This window comes from Nostoc sp. CMAA1605, from assembly GCF_021596505.1.
Classification (GTDB): domain Bacteria; phylum Cyanobacteriota; class Cyanobacteriia; order Cyanobacteriales; family Nostocaceae; genus Trichormus.
The window spans coordinates 60,314-78,976 of record NZ_PJIZ01000006.1 but is presented as its reverse complement, the minus strand read 5'-3'; the positions used below and the strand labels follow the sequence as shown (position 1 = coordinate 78,976).

Here is an 18,663-nt window from a genome sequence, read left to right as displayed (position 1 = left end):
GGAGTATGTCATGAGTTGACTGTACTGCTGTTTAACCATTGAAAACCGGAAATTTACATGAAAAAGCGCATCAAAAGTAGATTTTTATTTTGCGATCGCTGGTTAGACCGTCATGCGATCGTGCGTAATATGGAAGCTTTTCAAGACTTATTAGTCATAGTTTTATGTTTAGCTTTGTTTAGTTTCATGGTTATAGAATTATGGGGAATATTTATTGCGATCGCCCAACCCCTAAACTATAAACACGTTACAGCGAAAATCCTCTTTGTCTTAATTTTAGTTGAGTTATTTCGCCTATTAATGGTTTATCTCCAAGAACACAGCATTGCTGTAGGTGTAGCCGTAGAAGTAGCGATTGTTTCTGTCCTCAGAGAAATAGTAGTCCACGGAATCTTAGAAATTTCGTGGCTACAAACAGCCGCAATTTGTGGTTTGTTATTTATTTTAGGTGGATTACTCATAGTGTGTGCCAAAACACCACACATGGATTGTATGAGTGCCAACACAAAACTTTGCCCCATAGTTTACCAAAGAACCAGAGACACAGAAAATGAACTCGAATTAAATTATTTACATACCCGTGACCAATAACTATTGACCATTGACTATTAAACCTCTTGCACGAATAATTGAACACTCCAAATACATAAATTCAAGAGTGACTTTCTGCGTTCTTCTTTGCGTCTCTGCGCCTACCCTGCGGGAACGCCTGGCGGCGAATGCGTGAGCTTTTAAATAGTCTTGTCAGCAACACCAAAGTATTTATGCAAGAATCCTAATGACTAATAACTAATAACTAAATCCCCAACCTCAACTCCCAACTAATGAGTTTACCAACATCTTGAGGTGCATAATCTACAAGCCATAACTGCCAACTACCCTTAGTAGACTGAGAGATTAACTGTTTGAGTAAAGGCTGCGATCGCAGTGTATAAGTTGTTTTTAACTCAGTGCGACATCCTAAAGTCCGATTTTGTAATAGAACTTGCTGATTATTAGGTGCAATTAAGTAAATTTCTAAATCACCTAAAAAATTATGGGTGAGATTGACAGTAACTTGAATATCTTTAACTGTACTCGCTTCAGCAATCGCGATCGCACTCTTCACCCCTTGAAGATTACCATCAGGAATTTCGACTGGATTAGAATTACTCCCCTGAATTTGCTGATTTGCATTGATATTATCAGCGCGCATTTGTAAAGCAGCTTGCACCGCCTTAGCTGCATTCACCTTCCCATAACCAAACCATTGAGAATGGCCATTGGTATCATAAGTCCCGCCATACAGTCCCAATTGCGGGTCAGGTTCATTGTCTACAATTTTATCTGCGGTAGTTTCTAAAATGCGTTTTACTTGCTGCGCTGTCAAATTAGGATTAGCAGATAACACCAAAGCCGCTACCCCAGCTACTACAGGTGTCGCACTAGAAGTTCCCCCGAAATTGTTAGTAAAATTTCCTACATCGTAACCTGCTGCCCCTATCTGGTCAGTGGTCAACATTCCCTTACCCATGATAGAAGTCTTGATTGTGGGTTGTGTATATAAAAAACCCTTTCCTGGAAATGACATTCCCGGAGGCGCATTATTGCTAGGGGCGCACACAGAAATATTCGTCCCCCAATTGCTGTAAGCAGCCTTTTTCCCCATGCTAGTCGATGCGGAAACGGTAATCACATCAGGATGAACAGCAAAACCACCGAGCCAGTCTGTCAGACCTTGTAAAACATTATTAGGCCAATCCTGTTCATATACAGTTCCACTCACAGGACGGTTAGCATTACCAGCCGCAAATAAAACAACGCAACCTTTACCATTGCGCCCCTGTGTCACAGCCCTAGTAATAGCCGCCTTTTGCCGCAAAGATAAAGGAAAATAAACCGCCGAAGCTCCCCAACTACAAGAAATTACACTAGCACCCTTTTCTATTGCCCAGTTAAATATCTGTTCAATGGATTCATCATCTAAAAATCCAGTGGTACGAATCGGCATTAAAGCACAACCAGGGGCGACTCCCACAATCCCCGCACCGTTTTCTTCCGCTACCGCTAACCCAGCGCAGGCTGTACCATGACTACTACCTTTGCCATCTGGTAAAGGTAAAAAGTCATTGTCCCTTAAATCCCTGGGTGCAACCACCTTACCACTACCTTGAAAGTCTGGGTGATTCAAATCAAAAGAATCATCAACCACCGCCACAACCACAGACCGAACCCCACGGGTAACATCCCAAGCTTGTTCTACTGCAATATGAGAACCAAGGGATAGGTCACTACCGCCATTATGGTTGAGATACCATTGCTGACTATACAATGTGTCACTGGGTTTATAATGTGGTTCGCTTTCAATTAACACATTAGCCTCAGCCGCCAATACCTCCGGCATTTTTTGCAATTGGTTAGCAATTTTGAGGGGATTTTCTGTAGCTTGTTTGCTCACCAAAAATACAAAAGCATTGGGTAATCCAGGTATGGGTTTATCTAGAACTAGCTGAAATTGGGCAGCGATGAGATTGATTTTAACGCTATCTACCCCATCAGCAAACTGAATCGTCATTTGGTCAGCCAAATAAACGTAAGTTTCAGGATTATTCTGAACGGTGTAGACATGACTAGCAAAAACTACATTATCGTCATGACGTGCTTGGGCGATCGCAATTTCTATCTGTTCTGGCGTAGTTTGAAATAGTTCTAATTTGGCTTGAATGATACTACGCTGCCAAATAGCCCAACTAACCTGAGATAATTGTTGCACAGGAAAGTCGGTGACAAAACGGATGGTGAAGCGGTCTAAAGCTTTCGCTAAGATTAATTCTTCACCTCCCCGTTGCAGAACTAATCCCATACTGCTGGCTGGTTCACCGTTATTTGCGGAATCAGAAGATAGATTGCGATTGTTCATAGGGGCGATTGTGGTTGATGCAAGGGCAATGGGAACTCTGTAAAACCGATTTTCAGTCTAAATCAAAGAAACTACGTACTTAGCTGCGTTTTGTTAAAAACGAAAACAGAGTTAAGATACCCGAAGTTTGCCTACCTTGTTCGATTTCTTAATAGTTGTTGCACAAATTGACCCCATGAAAGTTGCTGCTCCTGCTCCCTTAATTCGTCTGACTACTCTAGCGGTGTTAGCAACCCTAGCCCTGGTTGCACCTGCTCAAGCTCAAAATCAACCAAAGCCGATTGATCCTAATAGTCCCAATAATTTACGTCCTACAGCCCAAAATAATAGCCTACTGAGCATAGAAGGTGGCGATCGCTTGATGAAAGAGGCAGAGCAAGCTGTAGCTGCCCAAAACTACACCCAAGCTGCTAAAAAGCTCCAAGAAGCCCGTCAGGTATATAACCAGCTATCCAATTTTTATCAAGAGTTAAACTCTAGCTTTTCCGGCATAGACCTGCGTGTCTCTGATTCCCAGCGTGAAAAAGCTCGCATCACAGCCCAAAAACGCGATGAAGCCACATATCAACTAGCACTTGTGCATCGCGCCCAAAATCAACCAGAATTTGCCGTACCTCTATTAGTGCAAATTATTAAAAGTCAAAGCCCCACACGCGAACTAGGCAAAAAAGCCTATCAACAACTGTTTGAATTAGGTTTCGTTGACGCTCCCTACCCCCGACAAGGCGGCAGTTCTTCTTCATCCCAGAAGTAGGAAGCAGAGGAAGCAGGGGCGCAGAGGAGGCAGGGGCGCAGGGGAAGAAAATACAATTCCCAGTCCCCAATCCCCAATCCCCAACTCCCAATCCCCAATCCCATAGACTCCCACCAATACCAGGGGAGTAAAAAACCAATGTTGAAATCAAACTGCCATAACCGCAATTTGGCAGAGTTAATCATGCCATATCTGTTAATAATATATAAGTAGGTTTTTCAGGAATTGCGATGATTACTCCGCAGCAAGTTGAAGCAATGATCAAAGCGGAAATGCCAGATGCTCAAGTGCAAGTACAAGACTTGACCGGTGGTGGCGACCATTATCAGGTGACAGTAGTTTCATCGCAGTTTGCAGATAAAGGACTGGTGCAGCAGCATCAGTTAGTTTATGGTGCTTTGCGCCAAGCTATGTCCACTGAAGCTATCCACGCCTTGGCATTAAAAACATATACCCCAGAAGCTTGGCAAGGGGCTGCTTCTTAAATAAATTAGTCCATAGTCAACGACTATTAGCTATCAAAAATATCAGCAAAAATAGGGAACAGAACAACCATGACACCAGAAGTAAAACAAAGAATTGAAGAATTAATTAACAATCATAAAATTTTCGTTTTTATGAAGGGAACTAAGTTAATGCCCCAATGTGGTTTCTCTAACAACGTTGTGCAGATTCTTAATACTCTGGGCGTTCCCTTTGAAACCATTAACATTTTAGATGATTACGAAATTCGCCAAGGCATTAAAGAATACTCCAACTGGCCTACAATTCCCCAAGTTTATATTGATGGTCAATTCGTTGGCGGTTCTGATATTATGATTGAACTTTACCAACAAGGTAAATTACAACAAATGGTAGAAATCGCACTAGCTTCTTAATCAATTCTGCATCAGTGAAAAATAAAATTTAAATTAGCTTAATTTGGGTTGCAACAAAGCATCCCTTTTTTTTAATCCAAAATACAACGCCATCATTAAAAGTCCGCGCCCCTCTGCGTCAACCTTCGCGATACTTTGCGTTTAATTTTTCGCAAACCCTAATTAAATACCCCTCAAAGGTTGAGGGGTGATTTTTGTAATTACAAGATTCCCAAAGTTAACATGAATACAGTTGTTGACATTACCAGATAATGTGCTATGATTATCTGCGTTGCTTTATAGCCACTATGAATAGCTTTTGAATTAGTAATAATCATGCTGTGGCTGTGGTTGTGGCATAACAAAATTTGACGCATCGTATAAGTAACGACTAGCTTCTTCCTCCAAACGATGGATCAGGAATGGTTCAATAACGTTGCCATTTCGCAGTGCGGCTAGATAGCCATCCAAATACATCCGCATATCATCCGAGCGATACCCGCGATTCCATAACTCGACGAAGGCGTCAGTAATTTTTTGGTAATGGCGGATGGTTTGTGTGTCTTGGAGCATAACTGCTATGTTGATCTCTTTGGAATGAGAATTTTAATTGATTCCGACTAAAAAGTGAAGGGGGTCTGTTTCCGGCTCTGCTCTCAAAAGCTCTAACATCGACTGGTGGCAATGCCTCCAGCAACTACAACATAGTTACATCCTATTCCAGAAAACATCGATTAGATAGTCTCATCAGCTATTTTTATACTTTTTTAGGATGGTAGCTTGTTGGGAAACATCACATCGCCTGGACTTAAATCTGGTGTTGTCTTACGAGAAATCTTCATCTTGGGTGAGGGTTGTGCTGCTATTAGTTAGCTAGTATGGGTAATTGCAACCATTAAATCGGTTAAGAACATCAAACACCGACGGTATGATTGTCAGTTTGGTGTGTCAATTTGATTTTGGCCACTTTGGCTATTGTGATTAATTCTTGACTGGAAAATAGCGAACAGGATAATTGGCAGGAAAAATTTTAATAATCATAACAAAAATTTAATAAAAATCCTAATTTATCTCTGGAACAGGCAGAAAATAAACATTTGGTCAATTTTTGTATTGAGGAAATATAAAGGGAATTATTAAGGGAGTAACAAAGACTACAAAACCTTGAGCATGGGCTTGTTACTTTGAAATTCATCAGACGCTAAGGGGTCTAGCCGCCGTGGGTTCGGTTTGTATTGAAATCGTTGAGGGGAATCCCCATCTTAGGTCGTTGCTTGGTTGGCACTTGCAACAATTGGAATATAGAGTTCATCAAGCTGCTAGCATTTATCAAGCTAGAGAAGCTTTCTTGAGCCATCAGCCAACTTTGGTGATTCTCGATGCAGATTTGCCAGATGGAGACGGTATTGAGTTTTGTCGGTGGTTGCATCGTCAGCAACAGCCGTTAATCTTAATGCTGTCGGCTCGTAGCAATGAAGCTGATGTAGTTGCTGGCTTGAAAGCAGGAGCAGATGACTACTTGAGTAAACCCTTTGGAATGCAGGAGTTTTTGGCGAGGGTAGAAGCACTAATTCGGCGTAAGCGCACGCCAACCGCACCTGCCTACCTGGACTATGGTACTTTGCAAATTGACCTAGTACAGCGTCGTGTGCGCTTCCAAGGGGAGTTTATCGACCTCACACCCCAGGAATTTAGCTTGCTGTATGTCTTAGCCCAAGCTGGTGGTGTACCATTGAGTCGGTCTGAGTTGTTGCGCCGTGCTTGGCCTGATGCTATTGACAACCCGCGTACCATTGATACTCATGTGTTATCGCTACGCAAAAAAGTTGAACTTGATCCCCGTCAACCAAGTTTGATTCAAACTATTCGGAATGTGGGATACAGATTTAACATGGAAATTTTGAATGCTAATGTTCCCCAAACACAACCAAAGTTACCAAAGGAGAGATTTAGCAATCAACGCTCAACACTAAGTGGACAACTATCATAGGTCGATTTTCCATCAACAAAATGCTGAGGATGTAAACCAGTAGATTGTTAAATTGCACCTAATGGTATTAGCTCCATTCTTCACTGATTTGAGCTTCAGTGTGCAGTAACCTTTCTCGTATATTAACCCAGTCGATATGAGAGGCTGTTTGGTCAGATAACAAACTTCCTTGCTGGAGATTTAACAACCGGGTGCAAAATATCTGGGTTAAATCTAATTGATTATTGACCATCAAAATTGTAGTTTGATGAGTTTGATTGAGTTTAATTAAAACTTCCATTAAATGGGTAGCTTTGCCACTATCTAGACTTGAGGTTGGCTCATCTAACAGCAGAATTGGCGGTTGAATGATTAAAGCACGCGCAACTGCTACTAGCTGTCTTTGTCCAACTGAAAGCTGTAATTCAGTGCGTCCTAACCAATCATTGGGAATTTGTAGTTCTTCTACCCAATAATTCACTCTCTCCTGAATTATTTGTTTAGGTAATTTTCGTAAAACTAAAGGATAAGCCAAGGCTTGCTGGACTGTCATCCCCAAAAGTCTTGGCTCTTGTAATACCAGTGTGAGCATCTGGCGCAGTTTGATAATCGGAATTTGACGATAATCTTGATTATCTAGATAAATTTTGCCGCTAGCAGGTTCACTCAGCCGGTTAATTAAGCGTAACAGTGAAGTTTTCCCAGCACCAGAAGCACCAATAATAGCTAAACGTTCTCCAGGGGAAACAGTAAAAGAAATATCCCGCAAAATGGGGTATCCCTGAAGCTGCGTTTTCAGCTTGGCAAACAGATTAACTTGTTCTAGCCGGAGTTGGTGCATTAGGGGTGTAGGGGTGTAGGGGTGTAAGGGTGTAAGGGTATGAGGGGTAGGATAGAGCTTTTTCCTAGTCCCCAGTCCCCAATCCCCAATCCCCAATCCCTATCTAAATAGCTAAGGCTGTGGTAATAGTCCAGCCATCAATTAACAATAACAGGACTGTACAACCGAATAAAATCATATACATCCAAGGTTGTGCTAAAGGACGTACATCTGTGGTGTCTATCCCCGTTTTAGCTTGAACTATATTTACTAAACGGGCAAATCCGACTACGCGCATTGGCAGTAGATAAGCTTTGCCATCTTGACTGAGAAAATAATAAACTAACCCGCCTTGACCTGTAGTGCGGGGTTTAAGCTGTTTAATTTCTGTCCAAGCTAAAGACCAACCTTTACGCCAGAAGCGAGATACCCAAGCGGGGTAAGTGACTTGTATGGTTTGGTCGTCTACAATAACTCTTTCAGTTAACACCGCATATAAACCAATGAAGCCAACACAAATTCCCACCCACAACAAAGCGGGGGGAGTGGGTGCGGCGGTAGCTTTGGCTAAAAACGGTAAAGGTAAAGTGAGTGCAAGATAAAGACTCAACAGTGTGATCCGAATTAGGGGAGATAAACGGAAAATCGACACTGAAGTATTAGCTGAATTTGTGGTCACAGTTCAATCAATCATCAATTATGGGCTGTTGATTTTAGTCTAACTGAACTGGAGATTGGGAAATATGGTGGCGAAAGGTAAAAGGCACAATTGCAAAAGAGAAAAACTGTACATCTTCATACAGAATTGGTATTAGCTTTTACTTTTTACCCTTCCCTTAGATTTGAGTCCGCCCCCAGGGTTGATTTATAATTTAGCTGGATAGTTAAAAGGTAGCAGGCATGACCATTCAAGTGAATTTGAAGCCAGAAATGGAAGCACATTTGATTGCCCAAGCTACTATGCAGGGAATATCCGTAGATCGTTATCTCGAATTGCTGATTGAACGCCATTTAGCAACATCGGCAGAATCTGAATGGAAATTAATCCTTGATCAATTGGGCAGAAGTCCTTCTCTAGCGAAAGCACTGCCACTATCAGATGAAGCCATCAGCCGCGAAAGTATCTACCAAGAACGAGAAGAGCAGCAGTTATGAGTTATTTGGTAGATTCAAATGTTCTGTTGCGTTTGGTACATCGACTTGATCCCATGCACAAAGATGCTGAGAAGGCCTACGTATTGCTGCGGCGGAAAAATGAATCACTTTATGTTGTGTCACAGAACTTGATTGAGTTTTGGGCAGTAGCAACAAGACCTACAAGTGCAAATGGATTAGGGTTAACAATAGAAGAAGTAGCTCATGAAAGTTCGCTTTTGAAGAGTCTTTTTACTTTAAAATCCGATACTCCTGAAATCTATACAACTTGGGAGCAGTTGGCAATTAAGTACCAAGTTAGAGGAAAGCAAGTTCACGATACACGACTGGTAGCTGCGATGATTGTTCATCAAATCAGTCATTTGCTTACCTTCAATACAGATGATTTCAAACGATTCACTGAAATTACTGCGATCGCTCCTCAGAATCTTTGAAATATTAAGATTATGGTAAATATTTCTGCACTACACTCCAGCCTGTGAGTGATACCCAGGTAAAGCCGAAAAATAAAATAATATTCACAGTAATATGTAAAGTTCTAACCCAAGGTCTTTGGCTATTAATTTGTGTGGCACTAAAAGCTGAGATTAAAACTAATCCTACTACTGCTAATCCTGCCCATAGGTGGGAGGAGTGTCCTAGCGAACCGAAGTGACCTAAAGTGCCGACTATACCAATAGCCAGCAGTAACAGCACTAAACTAACCATGCTGATGCCTATTGTATAGTGGAGCGATCGCCACATTCCCAGAGTATCCCAATTACCTAACCAAAAATCCCGAACATCCTCACCATTTCGCACCCGCCACATCCAAAAACCTGTAACAGCCAAAAATAGATAAGCCACTATCGATAATCCCATCGACCAAGCAGCTATTTTCCACAACCAGAGAAAAGAAGGTAGGTGCATAAATGGGGAATGGGGAATGGGGAATGGGGACTGGGGATTGGGGAATGGGGACTGGGGATTGGGGACTGGGAGACAAGGTAGACAAGGTAGACAAGGTAGATTTTACCCCAATGCCCAATGCCCAATGCCCAATGCCCAATGCCCAATGCCCAATGCCCAATAACTAATGACTATTGACTATTGACTAAAAATAAAAAGGCTGCTGCAATCAGCAACCTTTGAAGTTTTAAATTTGTTTTTTTATCAATTGATGCTTAACCAGAAACTGTTAAAGGTTTTGTTGTATCACTAGATTTTGTATTATTTGGTTGCACAATTGCCTTTGTACTAATAGGGTCTGCACCGATTGATTTTGTATCTAATTCACTGTTGCTGTGTTCGATCACGGCCAAGCGATCGCACGGTATTGTATCCGATAAAATCGCACTCGCCATCATACCTGTATGAATCTCCATGTGAGCATCTAAAGGAGCTTCAAACACGAGGCGTTGTCCAGGAAAAACTACCCTTTCAAAATACCAATTGGGAATGTTGGTGATGCGGGCTACCTGAATTTTGCTCGTGGCATTGATGTAACAGCAGAGAACTTTCCCCAATTGCTCAGGTGGTAGAGGATCTAATATTTGAGCCATAACTGCCGAGGAGCTTTACGCCACAATTTTACATTACACCAGCAAAGTTAACACTTGCTGATCCCTATATGCTGTAACTCCGACTACCAACTGAAATTTTCTGCCTTATTTCTATCTAAAGTTATGTTCAAGTTATGAACTTTTAATAAAAAATTTTACGCCACATATAATTTTACACTACAAATGAAATTTTTTGAGTTTTTACCTAAATTAATTAACCTTGAGCATCGCCATACTGTTTACGTTCAGCACTCTTGAATCTTAAGTATGGGGAATTTCTGCCTTTTTTTTATCTGGTAAAGATGAAGACAGGGATCACAGGTTAATGGTTAACACTCTGCGTAGCTCAAAGGACTTCAAACTTAAAAAATATACTATCACTCTGTAGGCAAGGGTCAGAGGACGGGGGGCAGTGGGAAAAATCACGATGTCTTCTCACAGAAATGGGATAGTTTATTTTCTGGAAGTTTCCAAGAACACACTAAAATTTTCCTCCCCATTCATCAAATCACGTGAACGGAGAGCAACTTTCTGAGAAACTCAATGTTATGGTAAAGATATATGAAAATTTTCTTCATAAAACCTGATTCATACTCGCCAAAACTAAGCAAACTTACTTATCAAGAATCTGCTTAAATGTCAAGTATGATTGCTAATTAAATGCTTACTCAATTAGCACATAAGAAATTAATAGTTTCTCAGACTTTCCCCAAAACCGGCAAGATGATGGAAAATCGAATTTTGTATGTTCGCCTTCCTTGTAACCCTATCTTCCCCATAGGGGTTGTTTACTTAAGTGATCACGTCCACAAGGTTTTTCCCCACATCGAACAACGTATTTTTGATTTGGGAACAGTCCCACCTCTAGACTATGCCTTAGCCTTAGATCGTTGTATCGATGAATTCCAGCCTACACTACTAGTATTTTCTTGGCGGGATATTCAAATCTACGCCCCAGTGGGTGGGCGTGGTGGGAATCCGCTACAAAACGCCTTTGAATTTTACTACGCGAAAAACCCCTTCATTAAATTGCGTGGTGCTTTGGGCGGTTTACGCATTTTCATTGCTTACTATGTAGAGTTGTGGCGTAACCTGGGACTCATCAAACGGGGTTTGAAACGCGCCAGACAATATCATTCTCAAGCCCGTGCTGTCGTTGGTGGCGGTGCAGTTAGCGTATTTTACGAACAATTAGGAAAAAGCCTACCCCCAGGCACAATTATTTCTGTAGGTGAAGGGGAAACCCTGCTGGAAAAATTTCTGAGTGGTAAAGAATTTCGAGATGAACGTTGTTATGTGGTAGGGGAAGCCCAACCAAGACAACGACTCATTCACGAACAACCCACGCCCCTAGAAAAAACCGCCTGTAACTATGACTATATAGAAACTATTTGGCCAGAGTTTAATTATTACCTCCAAGAACAAGACTTTTACATCGGTGTACAGACTAAACGAGGTTGTCCCCACAACTGCTGTTATTGTGTGTATACCGTTGTCGAAGGGAAACAGGTAAGAATTAACCCCGCCGAAGAAATAGTGGCAGAAATGCGCCAACTATATAATCGTGGTGTTCGCAATTTCTGGTTTACAGACGCTCAGTTTATCCCGGCGCGGCGATTTATTGACGATGCTGTAGAACTCTTACAGAAAATCGTTGATTCTGGGATGACGGATATTCATTGGGCAGCATACATCAGAGCTGACAACCTCACACCAGAGTTGTGCGATTTGATGGCGAAAACAGGGATGAATTACTTTGAAATTGGTATTACTAGCGGTTCTCAAGAACTCGTGCGGAAAATGCGGATGGGTTACAACTTGCGGACTGTACTGCAAAATTGTCGTGATTTAAAAGCAGCTGGTTTCAACGATTTAGTCTCTGTTAACTATTCCTTTAACGTTATCGATGAACGTCCCGAAACCATTCGTCAAACCATTGCTTACCACCGAGAACTAGAAAAGATTTTCGGGGCGGATAAAGTTGAACCCGCCATTTTCTTTATCGGTTTACAACCCCATACCCACCTAGAAGAATATGCCTTGAAACAAGGTGTTCTCAAACCAGGGTATAATCCCATGAGTTTAATGCCGTGGACTGCTAAAAAACTACTATGGAATCCTGAACCCCTTGGTTCATTCTTTGGTGAAGTTTGTTTGCAAGCCTGGCAAAGAAACCCCAACGATTTCGGACGAGAAGTCATGAACATCTTAGAGGAAAAGTTGGGTTGTGCCGATTTAGAAGCAGCACTATCTGCACCGATAGAAACGAAAGAGAAACAGTTAGTGAGTGCTGAGTTGTGAGTGCTGAGTGCTGAGTGCTGAGTTGTGAGTAATGACTCATTAGTTTTTCTTCTTTGCTTCCCCTGTCCCCCCTGCTTCCCCTGCCTCCCCTGCCCCCCTGCCTCCCCTGCCCCCTGCCTATGCTAGAAGGTTCAATTCTCCAACTACTAGAAACCGCCCATCGCTCGACTGTTAGGCCGATTCACTTTGGGGTGTATTATAAAAATACGCTGGTGGCTTTGTGCCATGCGCTGGAAGACCACATATTAAGCGATGACAGCACACCCCTAGTCATCACAGCTTTTCAACGAGGTAAGTGGTATTTGCAGGAGGCGGAAAGATACGCAGACATTGCCAAAAATAGCCGCCAAATCGTGATTATGGCTGCACCAGATACGGGCTTTGTGGAACATCCTACTAGTCAATTGTCGAATGTGGACTTGATAGGACTGGATGAAACTGATCCAGTGGCACAGGAATGGCATTTGATTATTTTATCGCCCAAATACACAGCAATGGTACTTTGTCAAGAGTTGTCAGATGCTGATTATGGTGCCAGAGGATTACCTGCTACCGATTTAGAGCGTAAGTTTTATGGGTTGTGGACATTTGAGCCGACGTTGGTGAGTGAGACAGCAGAATTAGCGATCGCTCACATTCAAAAGTACAATCCAGAATTAGCACAGAAACTCTCGGCGCATCAACAAGCCATTCCCCCAGCCATCATTAACCCAGAAGACTTAAGTACAGTTGTCTCCCGTGTTGTAGATTATTTGCAAACTGGACAGGAACAACTATCAATTCCTACCACAATGCGTCAGCAAGCCTTAGATAGCAACTTGCTTTCTAACGAAGTGCAAGCATTTTTGCGGATGGCGCAGTTGATGGAACTAGGGGATATTAATAATCCTATGGCCGCCACGGAAGTGAGTGCGATCGCGGAAACAATGGCGCAACTTCTGGATCTCCCTGCATGGCAAATCAAAAGACTAAAACTAGCAGCATTATTACATCGCATAGATCCATTCCGCACAGCACCCAGTGTCCTCACTAGCAGTCATACTACAAATCAGCAAGAAACCGCACCTAGTTGTCCACTAGTTCCAGGCGCGCAAGTATTACGAAAAATGCCCAGATTAAGGGCAGTAGCCCAAATTATCACACACCAAACCGAACATTGGGATGGTACAGGAGAACCAGCCGGATTAGTCGGTGATGCGATTCCTTTAGAGTCCAGAATTTTGGCTTTAGTTGCTGAATTTCAATGGCGAGTTAATCAACAAAAATCTTCCCAGCAGCCACGAGAAGAAATATTTGCTCAAGCCTTAGCCGAATGTAGACAACAATCTCACCGCTTTGACCCTAAACTATTAGATGCACTCACTTTGTTAGTTATGGGCTTACAACAGGGTTTAGACTTACCCCTAATGACAACCAAAGCTAGCACAGGTATGTGGCTGCTTGATTCCCGGTGGCAAAGTCAAAACCAGGCCAGTGAAGAGATGAGAATTTACCCATGATGAATATTGAAGCTATCAAACAAGGACAACTGAAACATCTTCCAGGGGTAAATTTAGAAGATGAGGAACTCTCTCAACTGGATTTAAGCCGCATTAATTTAGCCGGTGCTACCCTTGTCGGGACTAATTTTACAGGTTCTAAACTCGAAGGCGGACATTTAGAAGGCGCAAATTTAATGGGTGCTAACCTCCAAGCCACCGACTTACGCGCTAATCTGATGGGGGCTAACCTCATGCAAGCAGATTTAACTGGTGCTGACTTACGAGGTAGTAACTTGCGTGGTGCTAGCTTGATGGGCGCAAGACTGAGTGATGTGTCCCTAGCTGGTGCTTTTTTAAGTGGTGCTAATTTGATGAACGTTAATTTGCAAGGCGTTGATTTACGCGGTGCTGATTTGCGGGGTGCTAACTTAACGGGTGCAAATCTCAAAGGCGCAGACTTAAGCCGCGCTGACTTGCAAGGGGCGTTGTTGAGTGAAGCCAATTTAGAAGAAGCTGATTTACGAGGGGCGAATTTAGCCGGGGCGAATTTCATCGGGGCTAACTTGCTTTGTGCTGAGTTGGAAGGTGCGAATTTAAATGGTGTGAATTTAGAGAAAGCTTGTTTAGTCGGTACTTTAATGGAGAAAAGGTTATAACCATAACCTCTGAATTGAATAAGCATCAAAAGCTGAATCTCGGCTCAATAAAACTAACCCATGATTCATTGCTTGCGCCACCATAAGCCGATCAAATGGATCACGATGGTTAGTTGGAAAAGAGAGTTTAGCATATAATTCAATGTCTTCAAATCCTATAGATAAAATTTGAGCATTGATATACTGCAATTCTGCCAACAACCCGTCAATCGGTCGATTAATTGTCAGCTTGCCAATGTTAATTTTAATGGCAATTTCCCATAAACTAACAATACTAAAATGTAAATTCTCTTTAGTATCAATAATTTCCTTTGCCTTCAGTCCTAAATTGCGATCGCCAAGTAAATACCAAAGGAATGTATGAGTGTCTAAAAGATATTTCATCTTACATATATTCCTCTAAATCTGCTAGTGGTTCATCAAAATCATCAGACATAATGATTTGAGTAGCCCAACTACCATAACCATGTTGTTTTTCAAGCTTTTCCGTTGGTTTTGTAAGATTTGGGTAATTTGCTAGTAAATATTCTGCATAATGTAAAAGTTCTGTCTTAAGAACATCTGGCATTTTAAGAACGGCTTGCCATAAAGCTGCATCTGTATTCATAAATACTCCTTTTCATTAACTAAAGTTAAATAATAAAATTTAGTTAATATTTCCTTAAACAGTCATTACCTACCATGTAGTAATTGTGAATTTGACTTATATATTGCTATAGCACAAAAATAATTGTAATTACCTATTTATTAAAAAAACTACAAATCATTTCACCAGGACTATTCTCAGTAAATTGAATGACATTCCTATCTTTTTGTAATTTAAACTTACCTCGACAATTGTAAATTTCTACAGGTGTTTTCACTCCATCAACACTTACAGATGCTTGATATTCCCAATATTTTTTCGCACTACGTTTGATACTGAGAATGCAAATTTCATGTCCTTCATAGTGGCGGCAGACTATAGCCCAAGCAGGAGACATCCAAGAGCAAGATACTATTAATATTAATATTAATAAAATCACACCGTATTTATTCATCATTAACCTTTCACACTCCGCCGCCACATCCATATTGCTAAGATACTCATAAAAAATACCCCCATTAATCCTTGTAAGGGATTATTATTAACGCCAGTTACCCAGTTGGGAACTCGACCAGAATATTGACTTAATCCCCCCACATTAATAATGTAGTAACCACCTACTAAACCACCATGTAAACCTATAGGTAAGCCCAAAAGTCCCCGCCGCCAACGCTTTCCCCATACCTGCGTTAAACCTAACAAGACTAAAGCGGGAAACTGTGGCAATGTTTCAATAATTGCTGCTAGTGGTTTGATAAAGTGTAAAGCTGCAAATATGAGTGCATCTGTCCACAATGCTACAGGCTGAGTGTAATCTCTTTGCAACTCATCTAATAACCAGCCACGAAATAATAATTCTTCCGCAAACCCTACACCAATACCCACAAGTAACCCTTCTAAAATTAGCTTTGGCAGAAAGATTTTCGGTGACTGCCAAACTAGCCAACCTAAAAGACTTTGCGCTCCAAATAAAATAAAAATATTAATTATGCCTAAAATAAATCCAAAAAGTAGTTCTACACCATTACGTCGTGTGAACTTCAACCCATAAAGCTTTAATATCTGTGGTTGCTGATAGACTTTTTGACCCCAGAATCTCAACAGGAAAATAAACTCTACATATAACACCACCATTGTGATGATGCTGACTCTATTAGAATCATCTACTAGTAAATAAATTGGTGCAGCTATAGGCAACCACAGCAATAATAGGACTAAAATAAAACAACCCAGCCGAATGGGGGCGGGGCGTTGAGCTAAGTTCATCAAATTAATTTTCATATCGAATTGAGTCCAAAGTCACAACTTGATCATTTCAGATTATGACTAATGACTCACAACTATTCTTCAGGTTCTATCGTACTACTAAGTCCATGACTTTTGAGAGTTTCACAATAAAACTCGGCGTGTTCTTGCGCGCAGGTAATGACTAAAGCTAGCCCATTGGTGTGGGCTTCCATCATAATGCTGACAGCTTGGGGCTGGGTCAGGCTGGGTACTGTAGTGATTAGCACTTGTACCACATACTCCATAGAGTTGTAGTCGTCATTATGGAGCAAAACGCGATACCGAGGCGCAAGCTTGCGGGATGTAGAACGCTTCTCAATGGTTTCGACTGACACGACTTTTGCTCTTCTAATTTGCTGGTTTACTACAACAGGGTTCTGTTTAGGCGATCGCTTAACAGTTATTCACTTATTCTAGGGCATTTTTACCAAAACCTGATATTTGATCAAAAGTTCCCCGTCGAAAAGGTAGAAGATAGAAGGGAAGAGGGTTTTCAGGTGTCGGGTTCTCCCCATCATTCTACTGAGCTTGACGGTAATTCGTCCCTTTCACTTCTACAATAAGGTTAGAAGAAACCATCAACTAATCCGTGCTACTGCCTTAAATCAAGTAATTATGGACATGAGTTTTGATTTTCAACCAGGACAAATAGTGTCTTTAGAGCATGATGATCAAAATCTGTATGCGGAAGTAATTCAAGTTGTGGTTTCCCGTCAGTTATGCTGGGTGCGTCCCTTACTCCTAGTCACACACACCCCAGAAATACCCACAATTACTGACTTGCGGGATGGTTCTGACTTGTTGTGGCCTGGTGAGTTGTTTCGGCCAGCCCTAGACACAGAAGTCATCACCTTTTTAGGTCAACTTTTGGCTAAAGAACCAAAATCAGAACTAGACACAACAGCTACAAGCAAACTCCATCAGTTTATTCACCAACTTTGGCAAGCTTATCAGGAGAGAGTGAGGAGTGCTGAGTGCTGAGTGCTGAGTGTTGAGTGCTGAGTGTTGAGTGCTGAGTGTTGAGTGCTGAGTATTGAGTGGGGTGAGACTATAGCTGTGTCAGGTGTTATACCAAATTGGGACAAGTGGTATTGTTTCAAGATTCTGGAATAGGCTATGAATCTAAGCTTTTAATCCAAAATCCAAAATCCAAAATCCAAAATTGGTGTACTCGCTATCAACTGTAGCGAATTCCCGCATCTCGCATCCGTTCTATTGCTGTTTGTAAACGTTCGTCAGAGATAGTCAACGCAATTCTGATGTAACCTTCTCCTGATGCACCGTAGCCGTTACCTGGAGGGACTAAGATACCGCATTTATCTAGGAGGAGGTTAGCAAATTCAATAGAAGAATATCCTGAAGGTACTTGTACCCAAACGTAGAGAGTGGCTTTTGGTGGTTCAATAGGCCAGCCTAAAGATTGTAGTCCTTGAATAACTATGTCACGGCGATTTTGATACACTGACATCAAACTCGTTAATTCAGCTTCATCAGTATTGTAAGCTGCGATCGCTGCCTGTTGAATAGCTTTAAACACGCCCGAATCGACATTGGTTTTGACTTGGCTTAAAGCTTTAATCCCGTTGGCATTGCCCACGACAAAACCAATCCGCCAACCTGTCATATTGTAAGATTTAGACAGACTGTGGAATTCAATAGCCACATCTTTAGCACATGGTACTTGCAATACACTCGGTGGCTTGTAACCATCGTAAGCCATTTCGGAATAGGCATGATCATGACACAGCAAAATCTCATAATGCCGACAAAACGCCACCAATTCCTCGAAAAACTCTAGGGTAGCTAAAGCCCCAGTGGGATTATTTGGGTAATTAATCCACAATAGTTTTGCTTTTCGGGCTACAGTTTCAGGAATGAGACTAAGGTCAGGTAAGAATTTATTTTCTGCCTTTAGAGGCATAGTAAATGGCTCACCCCCAGCAAAAATTGTGGCAGTTCGATACACGGGATAACCAGGATCAGGTATTAATACATAGTCCCCTGCTTCTACAAAAGCTAAGAAAGTATTATGTATAGCTTCCTTAGAACCAATGGAAGATATAACCTCTGTATTCGGGTTTAATCCTGCAACACCAAAACGCCTTTTCATCCACTCCACTGCTGCTTCCCGAAAAGCTGGCATACCATCATAGGGTGGATAATTATGATTACTCGCTTGATCAATTGCTGTGTGCATGGCCTGGAGAATATGAGCAGGAGTTGGCTTATCAGGATCACCCACTGCCATATTAATGATGTCAACTCCTTGGGCGACAAGTTCTTCCCGTTTGCGGTTAATCTCAGCAAATAGATAAGGAGGAATTTTTTCTAAACGTTTAGCAGGCTGCATGGCGACT

The 18,663-nt window shown here is 41.7% G+C and carries 24 protein-coding genes; 12 read left to right on the top strand and 12 right to left on the bottom strand.

Going from position 1 to position 18,663, the window contains the following annotated elements; all coding sequences use genetic code 11:
• Positions 1-57: 57 nt before the first annotated feature.
• Positions 58-591, top strand: a complete 534-nt coding sequence (locus tag CV014_RS03970; protein ID WP_236140823.1) for a phosphate-starvation-inducible PsiE family protein — start codon at positions 58-60, stop codon at positions 589-591.
• Between the two features lie 205 nt (positions 592-796).
• Here the strand turns inward: CV014_RS03970 and CV014_RS03965 are convergent, their stop codons facing one another.
• Positions 797-2,899, bottom strand: a complete 2,103-nt coding sequence (locus CV014_RS03965) for a S8 family serine peptidase (RefSeq protein ID WP_236140822.1) — start codon at positions 2,897-2,899, stop codon at positions 797-799.
• A 175-nt stretch (positions 2,900-3,074) separates the two neighbouring features.
• On the opposite strand from CV014_RS03965, the gene CV014_RS03960 reads away from it, so the two are divergent.
• The 3 genes from CV014_RS03960 to grxD all read left to right on the top strand — a co-directional run bounded on the left by CV014_RS03960 (position 3,075) and on the right by grxD (position 4,531).
• Positions 3,075-3,653 carry a hypothetical protein gene (locus CV014_RS03960; protein ID WP_236140863.1) on the top strand — a complete coding sequence of 193 codons (579 nt, stop codon included), beginning with the start codon at positions 3,075-3,077 and terminating at the stop codon, positions 3,651-3,653.
• A gap of 230 nt (positions 3,654-3,883) precedes the next feature.
• Positions 3,884-4,138 carry a BolA family protein gene (locus CV014_RS03955; RefSeq protein WP_236140821.1) on the top strand — a complete coding sequence of 85 codons (255 nt, stop codon included), beginning with the start codon at positions 3,884-3,886 and terminating at the stop codon, positions 4,136-4,138.
• Between the two features lie 69 nt (positions 4,139-4,207).
• Entirely contained in the window at positions 4,208-4,531 is a 324-nt protein-coding gene (grxD, locus tag CV014_RS03950; RefSeq protein ID WP_236140820.1) for a Grx4 family monothiol glutaredoxin, read from the top strand.
• A gap of 303 nt (positions 4,532-4,834) precedes the next feature.
• On the opposite strand, the gene CV014_RS03945 is transcribed toward grxD, so the two are convergent.
• Positions 4,835-5,083 carry a DUF6761 family protein gene (locus tag CV014_RS03945; protein ID WP_103139212.1) on the bottom strand — a complete coding sequence of 83 codons (249 nt, stop codon included), beginning with the start codon at positions 5,081-5,083 and terminating at the stop codon, positions 4,835-4,837.
• Positions 5,084-5,729: 646 nt separating this feature from the next.
• On the opposite strand from CV014_RS03945, the gene CV014_RS03940 reads away from it, so the two are divergent.
• The gene (locus CV014_RS03940; protein WP_236140819.1) at positions 5,730-6,500 is read left to right on the top strand and encodes a response regulator transcription factor; all 771 of its coding nucleotides are present in this window, start codon (positions 5,730-5,732) and stop codon (positions 6,498-6,500) included.
• A gap of 67 nt (positions 6,501-6,567) precedes the next feature.
• Here the strand turns inward: CV014_RS03940 and CV014_RS03935 are convergent, their stop codons facing one another.
• A complete protein-coding gene (locus CV014_RS03935) occupies positions 6,568-7,320 on the bottom strand; it encodes an ABC transporter ATP-binding protein (RefSeq protein ID WP_236140862.1) in 753 nt (250 codons plus the stop codon).
• A 103-nt stretch (positions 7,321-7,423) separates the two neighbouring features.
• Complete coding sequence (locus CV014_RS03930) at positions 7,424-7,978, bottom strand: hypothetical protein (protein WP_236140818.1); 555 nt, start codon at positions 7,976-7,978, stop codon at positions 7,424-7,426.
• A gap of 221 nt (positions 7,979-8,199) precedes the next feature.
• Between CV014_RS03930 and CV014_RS03925 the strand changes: the two genes are divergently transcribed.
• Together CV014_RS03925 and CV014_RS03920 are read left to right on the top strand one after the other, a co-directional pair.
• A complete protein-coding gene (locus tag CV014_RS03925; protein WP_236140817.1) occupies positions 8,200-8,454 on the top strand; it encodes a hypothetical protein in 255 nt (84 codons plus the stop codon).
• Complete coding sequence (locus CV014_RS03920) at positions 8,451-8,888, top strand: type II toxin-antitoxin system VapC family toxin (protein WP_236140816.1); 438 nt, start codon at positions 8,451-8,453, stop codon at positions 8,886-8,888. Before CV014_RS03925 ends, CV014_RS03920 begins: the two co-directional genes overlap by 4 nt.
• A 10-nt stretch (positions 8,889-8,898) precedes the next feature.
• Here the strand turns inward: CV014_RS03920 and CV014_RS03915 are convergent, their stop codons facing one another.
• Complete coding sequence (locus tag CV014_RS03915) at positions 8,899-9,363, bottom strand: DUF4079 domain-containing protein (protein ID WP_236140815.1); 465 nt, start codon at positions 9,361-9,363, stop codon at positions 8,899-8,901.
• 2 nt (positions 9,364-9,365) lie between these two features.
• Here CV014_RS03915 and CV014_RS03910 point away from each other — a divergent pair, with 2 nt between their 5' ends.
• Positions 9,366-9,530: a hypothetical protein gene (locus tag CV014_RS03910; RefSeq protein WP_236140814.1), complete on the top strand. Its 165-nt coding sequence runs from the start codon at positions 9,366-9,368 to the stop codon at positions 9,528-9,530.
• A gap of 87 nt (positions 9,531-9,617) precedes the next feature.
• Here CV014_RS03910 and CV014_RS03905 read toward each other — a convergent pair whose 3' ends face one another.
• Positions 9,618-9,995: a DUF1830 domain-containing protein gene (locus CV014_RS03905; RefSeq protein ID WP_236140813.1), complete on the bottom strand. Its 378-nt coding sequence runs from the start codon at positions 9,993-9,995 to the stop codon at positions 9,618-9,620.
• A gap of 723 nt (positions 9,996-10,718) precedes the next feature.
• On the opposite strand from CV014_RS03905, the gene CV014_RS03900 reads away from it, so the two are divergent.
• The 3 genes from CV014_RS03900 to CV014_RS03890 all read left to right on the top strand — a co-directional run bounded on the left by CV014_RS03900 (position 10,719) and on the right by CV014_RS03890 (position 14,433).
• Positions 10,719-12,296: a photosystem II high light acclimation radical SAM protein gene (locus CV014_RS03900; RefSeq protein ID WP_236140861.1), complete on the top strand. Its 1,578-nt coding sequence runs from the start codon at positions 10,719-10,721 to the stop codon at positions 12,294-12,296.
• Positions 12,297-12,415: 119 nt separating this feature from the next.
• On the top strand, positions 12,416-13,795 hold the full coding sequence (locus tag CV014_RS03895) for a DICT sensory domain-containing protein (RefSeq protein WP_236140812.1): 1,380 nt from the start codon (positions 12,416-12,418) through the stop codon (positions 13,793-13,795).
• The gene (locus tag CV014_RS03890; RefSeq protein WP_236140860.1) at positions 13,795-14,433 is read left to right on the top strand and encodes a pentapeptide repeat-containing protein; all 639 of its coding nucleotides are present in this window, start codon (positions 13,795-13,797) and stop codon (positions 14,431-14,433) included. Before CV014_RS03895 ends, CV014_RS03890 begins: the two co-directional genes overlap by 1 nt.
• Here CV014_RS03890 and CV014_RS03885 read toward each other — a convergent pair.
• The 5 genes from CV014_RS03885 to clpS form a co-directional block, all read right to left on the bottom strand.
• The gene (locus tag CV014_RS03885; RefSeq protein ID WP_236140811.1) at positions 14,428-14,817 is read right to left on the bottom strand and encodes a type II toxin-antitoxin system VapC family toxin; all 390 of its coding nucleotides are present in this window, start codon (positions 14,815-14,817) and stop codon (positions 14,428-14,430) included. The two genes, CV014_RS03890 and CV014_RS03885, sit on opposite strands and share 6 nt — an antisense overlap.
• A gap of 1 nt (position 14,818) precedes the next feature.
• Complete coding sequence (gene vapB / locus CV014_RS03880; protein ID WP_236140810.1) at positions 14,819-15,040, bottom strand: type II toxin-antitoxin system VapB family antitoxin; 222 nt, start codon at positions 15,038-15,040, stop codon at positions 14,819-14,821.
• A 133-nt stretch (positions 15,041-15,173) separates the two neighbouring features.
• On the bottom strand, positions 15,174-15,473 hold the full coding sequence (locus CV014_RS03875; RefSeq protein ID WP_236140859.1) for a hypothetical protein: 300 nt from the start codon (positions 15,471-15,473) through the stop codon (positions 15,174-15,176).
• Between the two features lie 2 nt (positions 15,474-15,475).
• On the bottom strand, positions 15,476-16,300 hold the full coding sequence (locus CV014_RS03870; protein WP_236140809.1) for a CPBP family intramembrane glutamic endopeptidase: 825 nt from the start codon (positions 16,298-16,300) through the stop codon (positions 15,476-15,478).
• Between the two features lie 59 nt (positions 16,301-16,359).
• Complete coding sequence (gene clpS / locus CV014_RS03865; RefSeq protein WP_236140808.1) at positions 16,360-16,641, bottom strand: ATP-dependent Clp protease adapter ClpS; 282 nt, start codon at positions 16,639-16,641, stop codon at positions 16,360-16,362.
• 280 nt (positions 16,642-16,921) lie between these two features.
• On the opposite strand from clpS, the gene CV014_RS03860 reads away from it, so the two are divergent.
• Entirely contained in the window at positions 16,922-17,287 is a 366-nt protein-coding gene (locus CV014_RS03860) for a hypothetical protein (protein WP_236140807.1), read from the top strand.
• Between the two features lie 196 nt (positions 17,288-17,483).
• Here the strand turns inward: CV014_RS03860 and CV014_RS03855 are convergent, their stop codons facing one another.
• Positions 17,484-18,656: a pyridoxal phosphate-dependent aminotransferase gene (locus CV014_RS03855; RefSeq protein ID WP_236140806.1), complete on the bottom strand. Its 1,173-nt coding sequence runs from the start codon at positions 18,654-18,656 to the stop codon at positions 17,484-17,486.
• Positions 18,657-18,663: the final 7 nt, after the last annotated feature.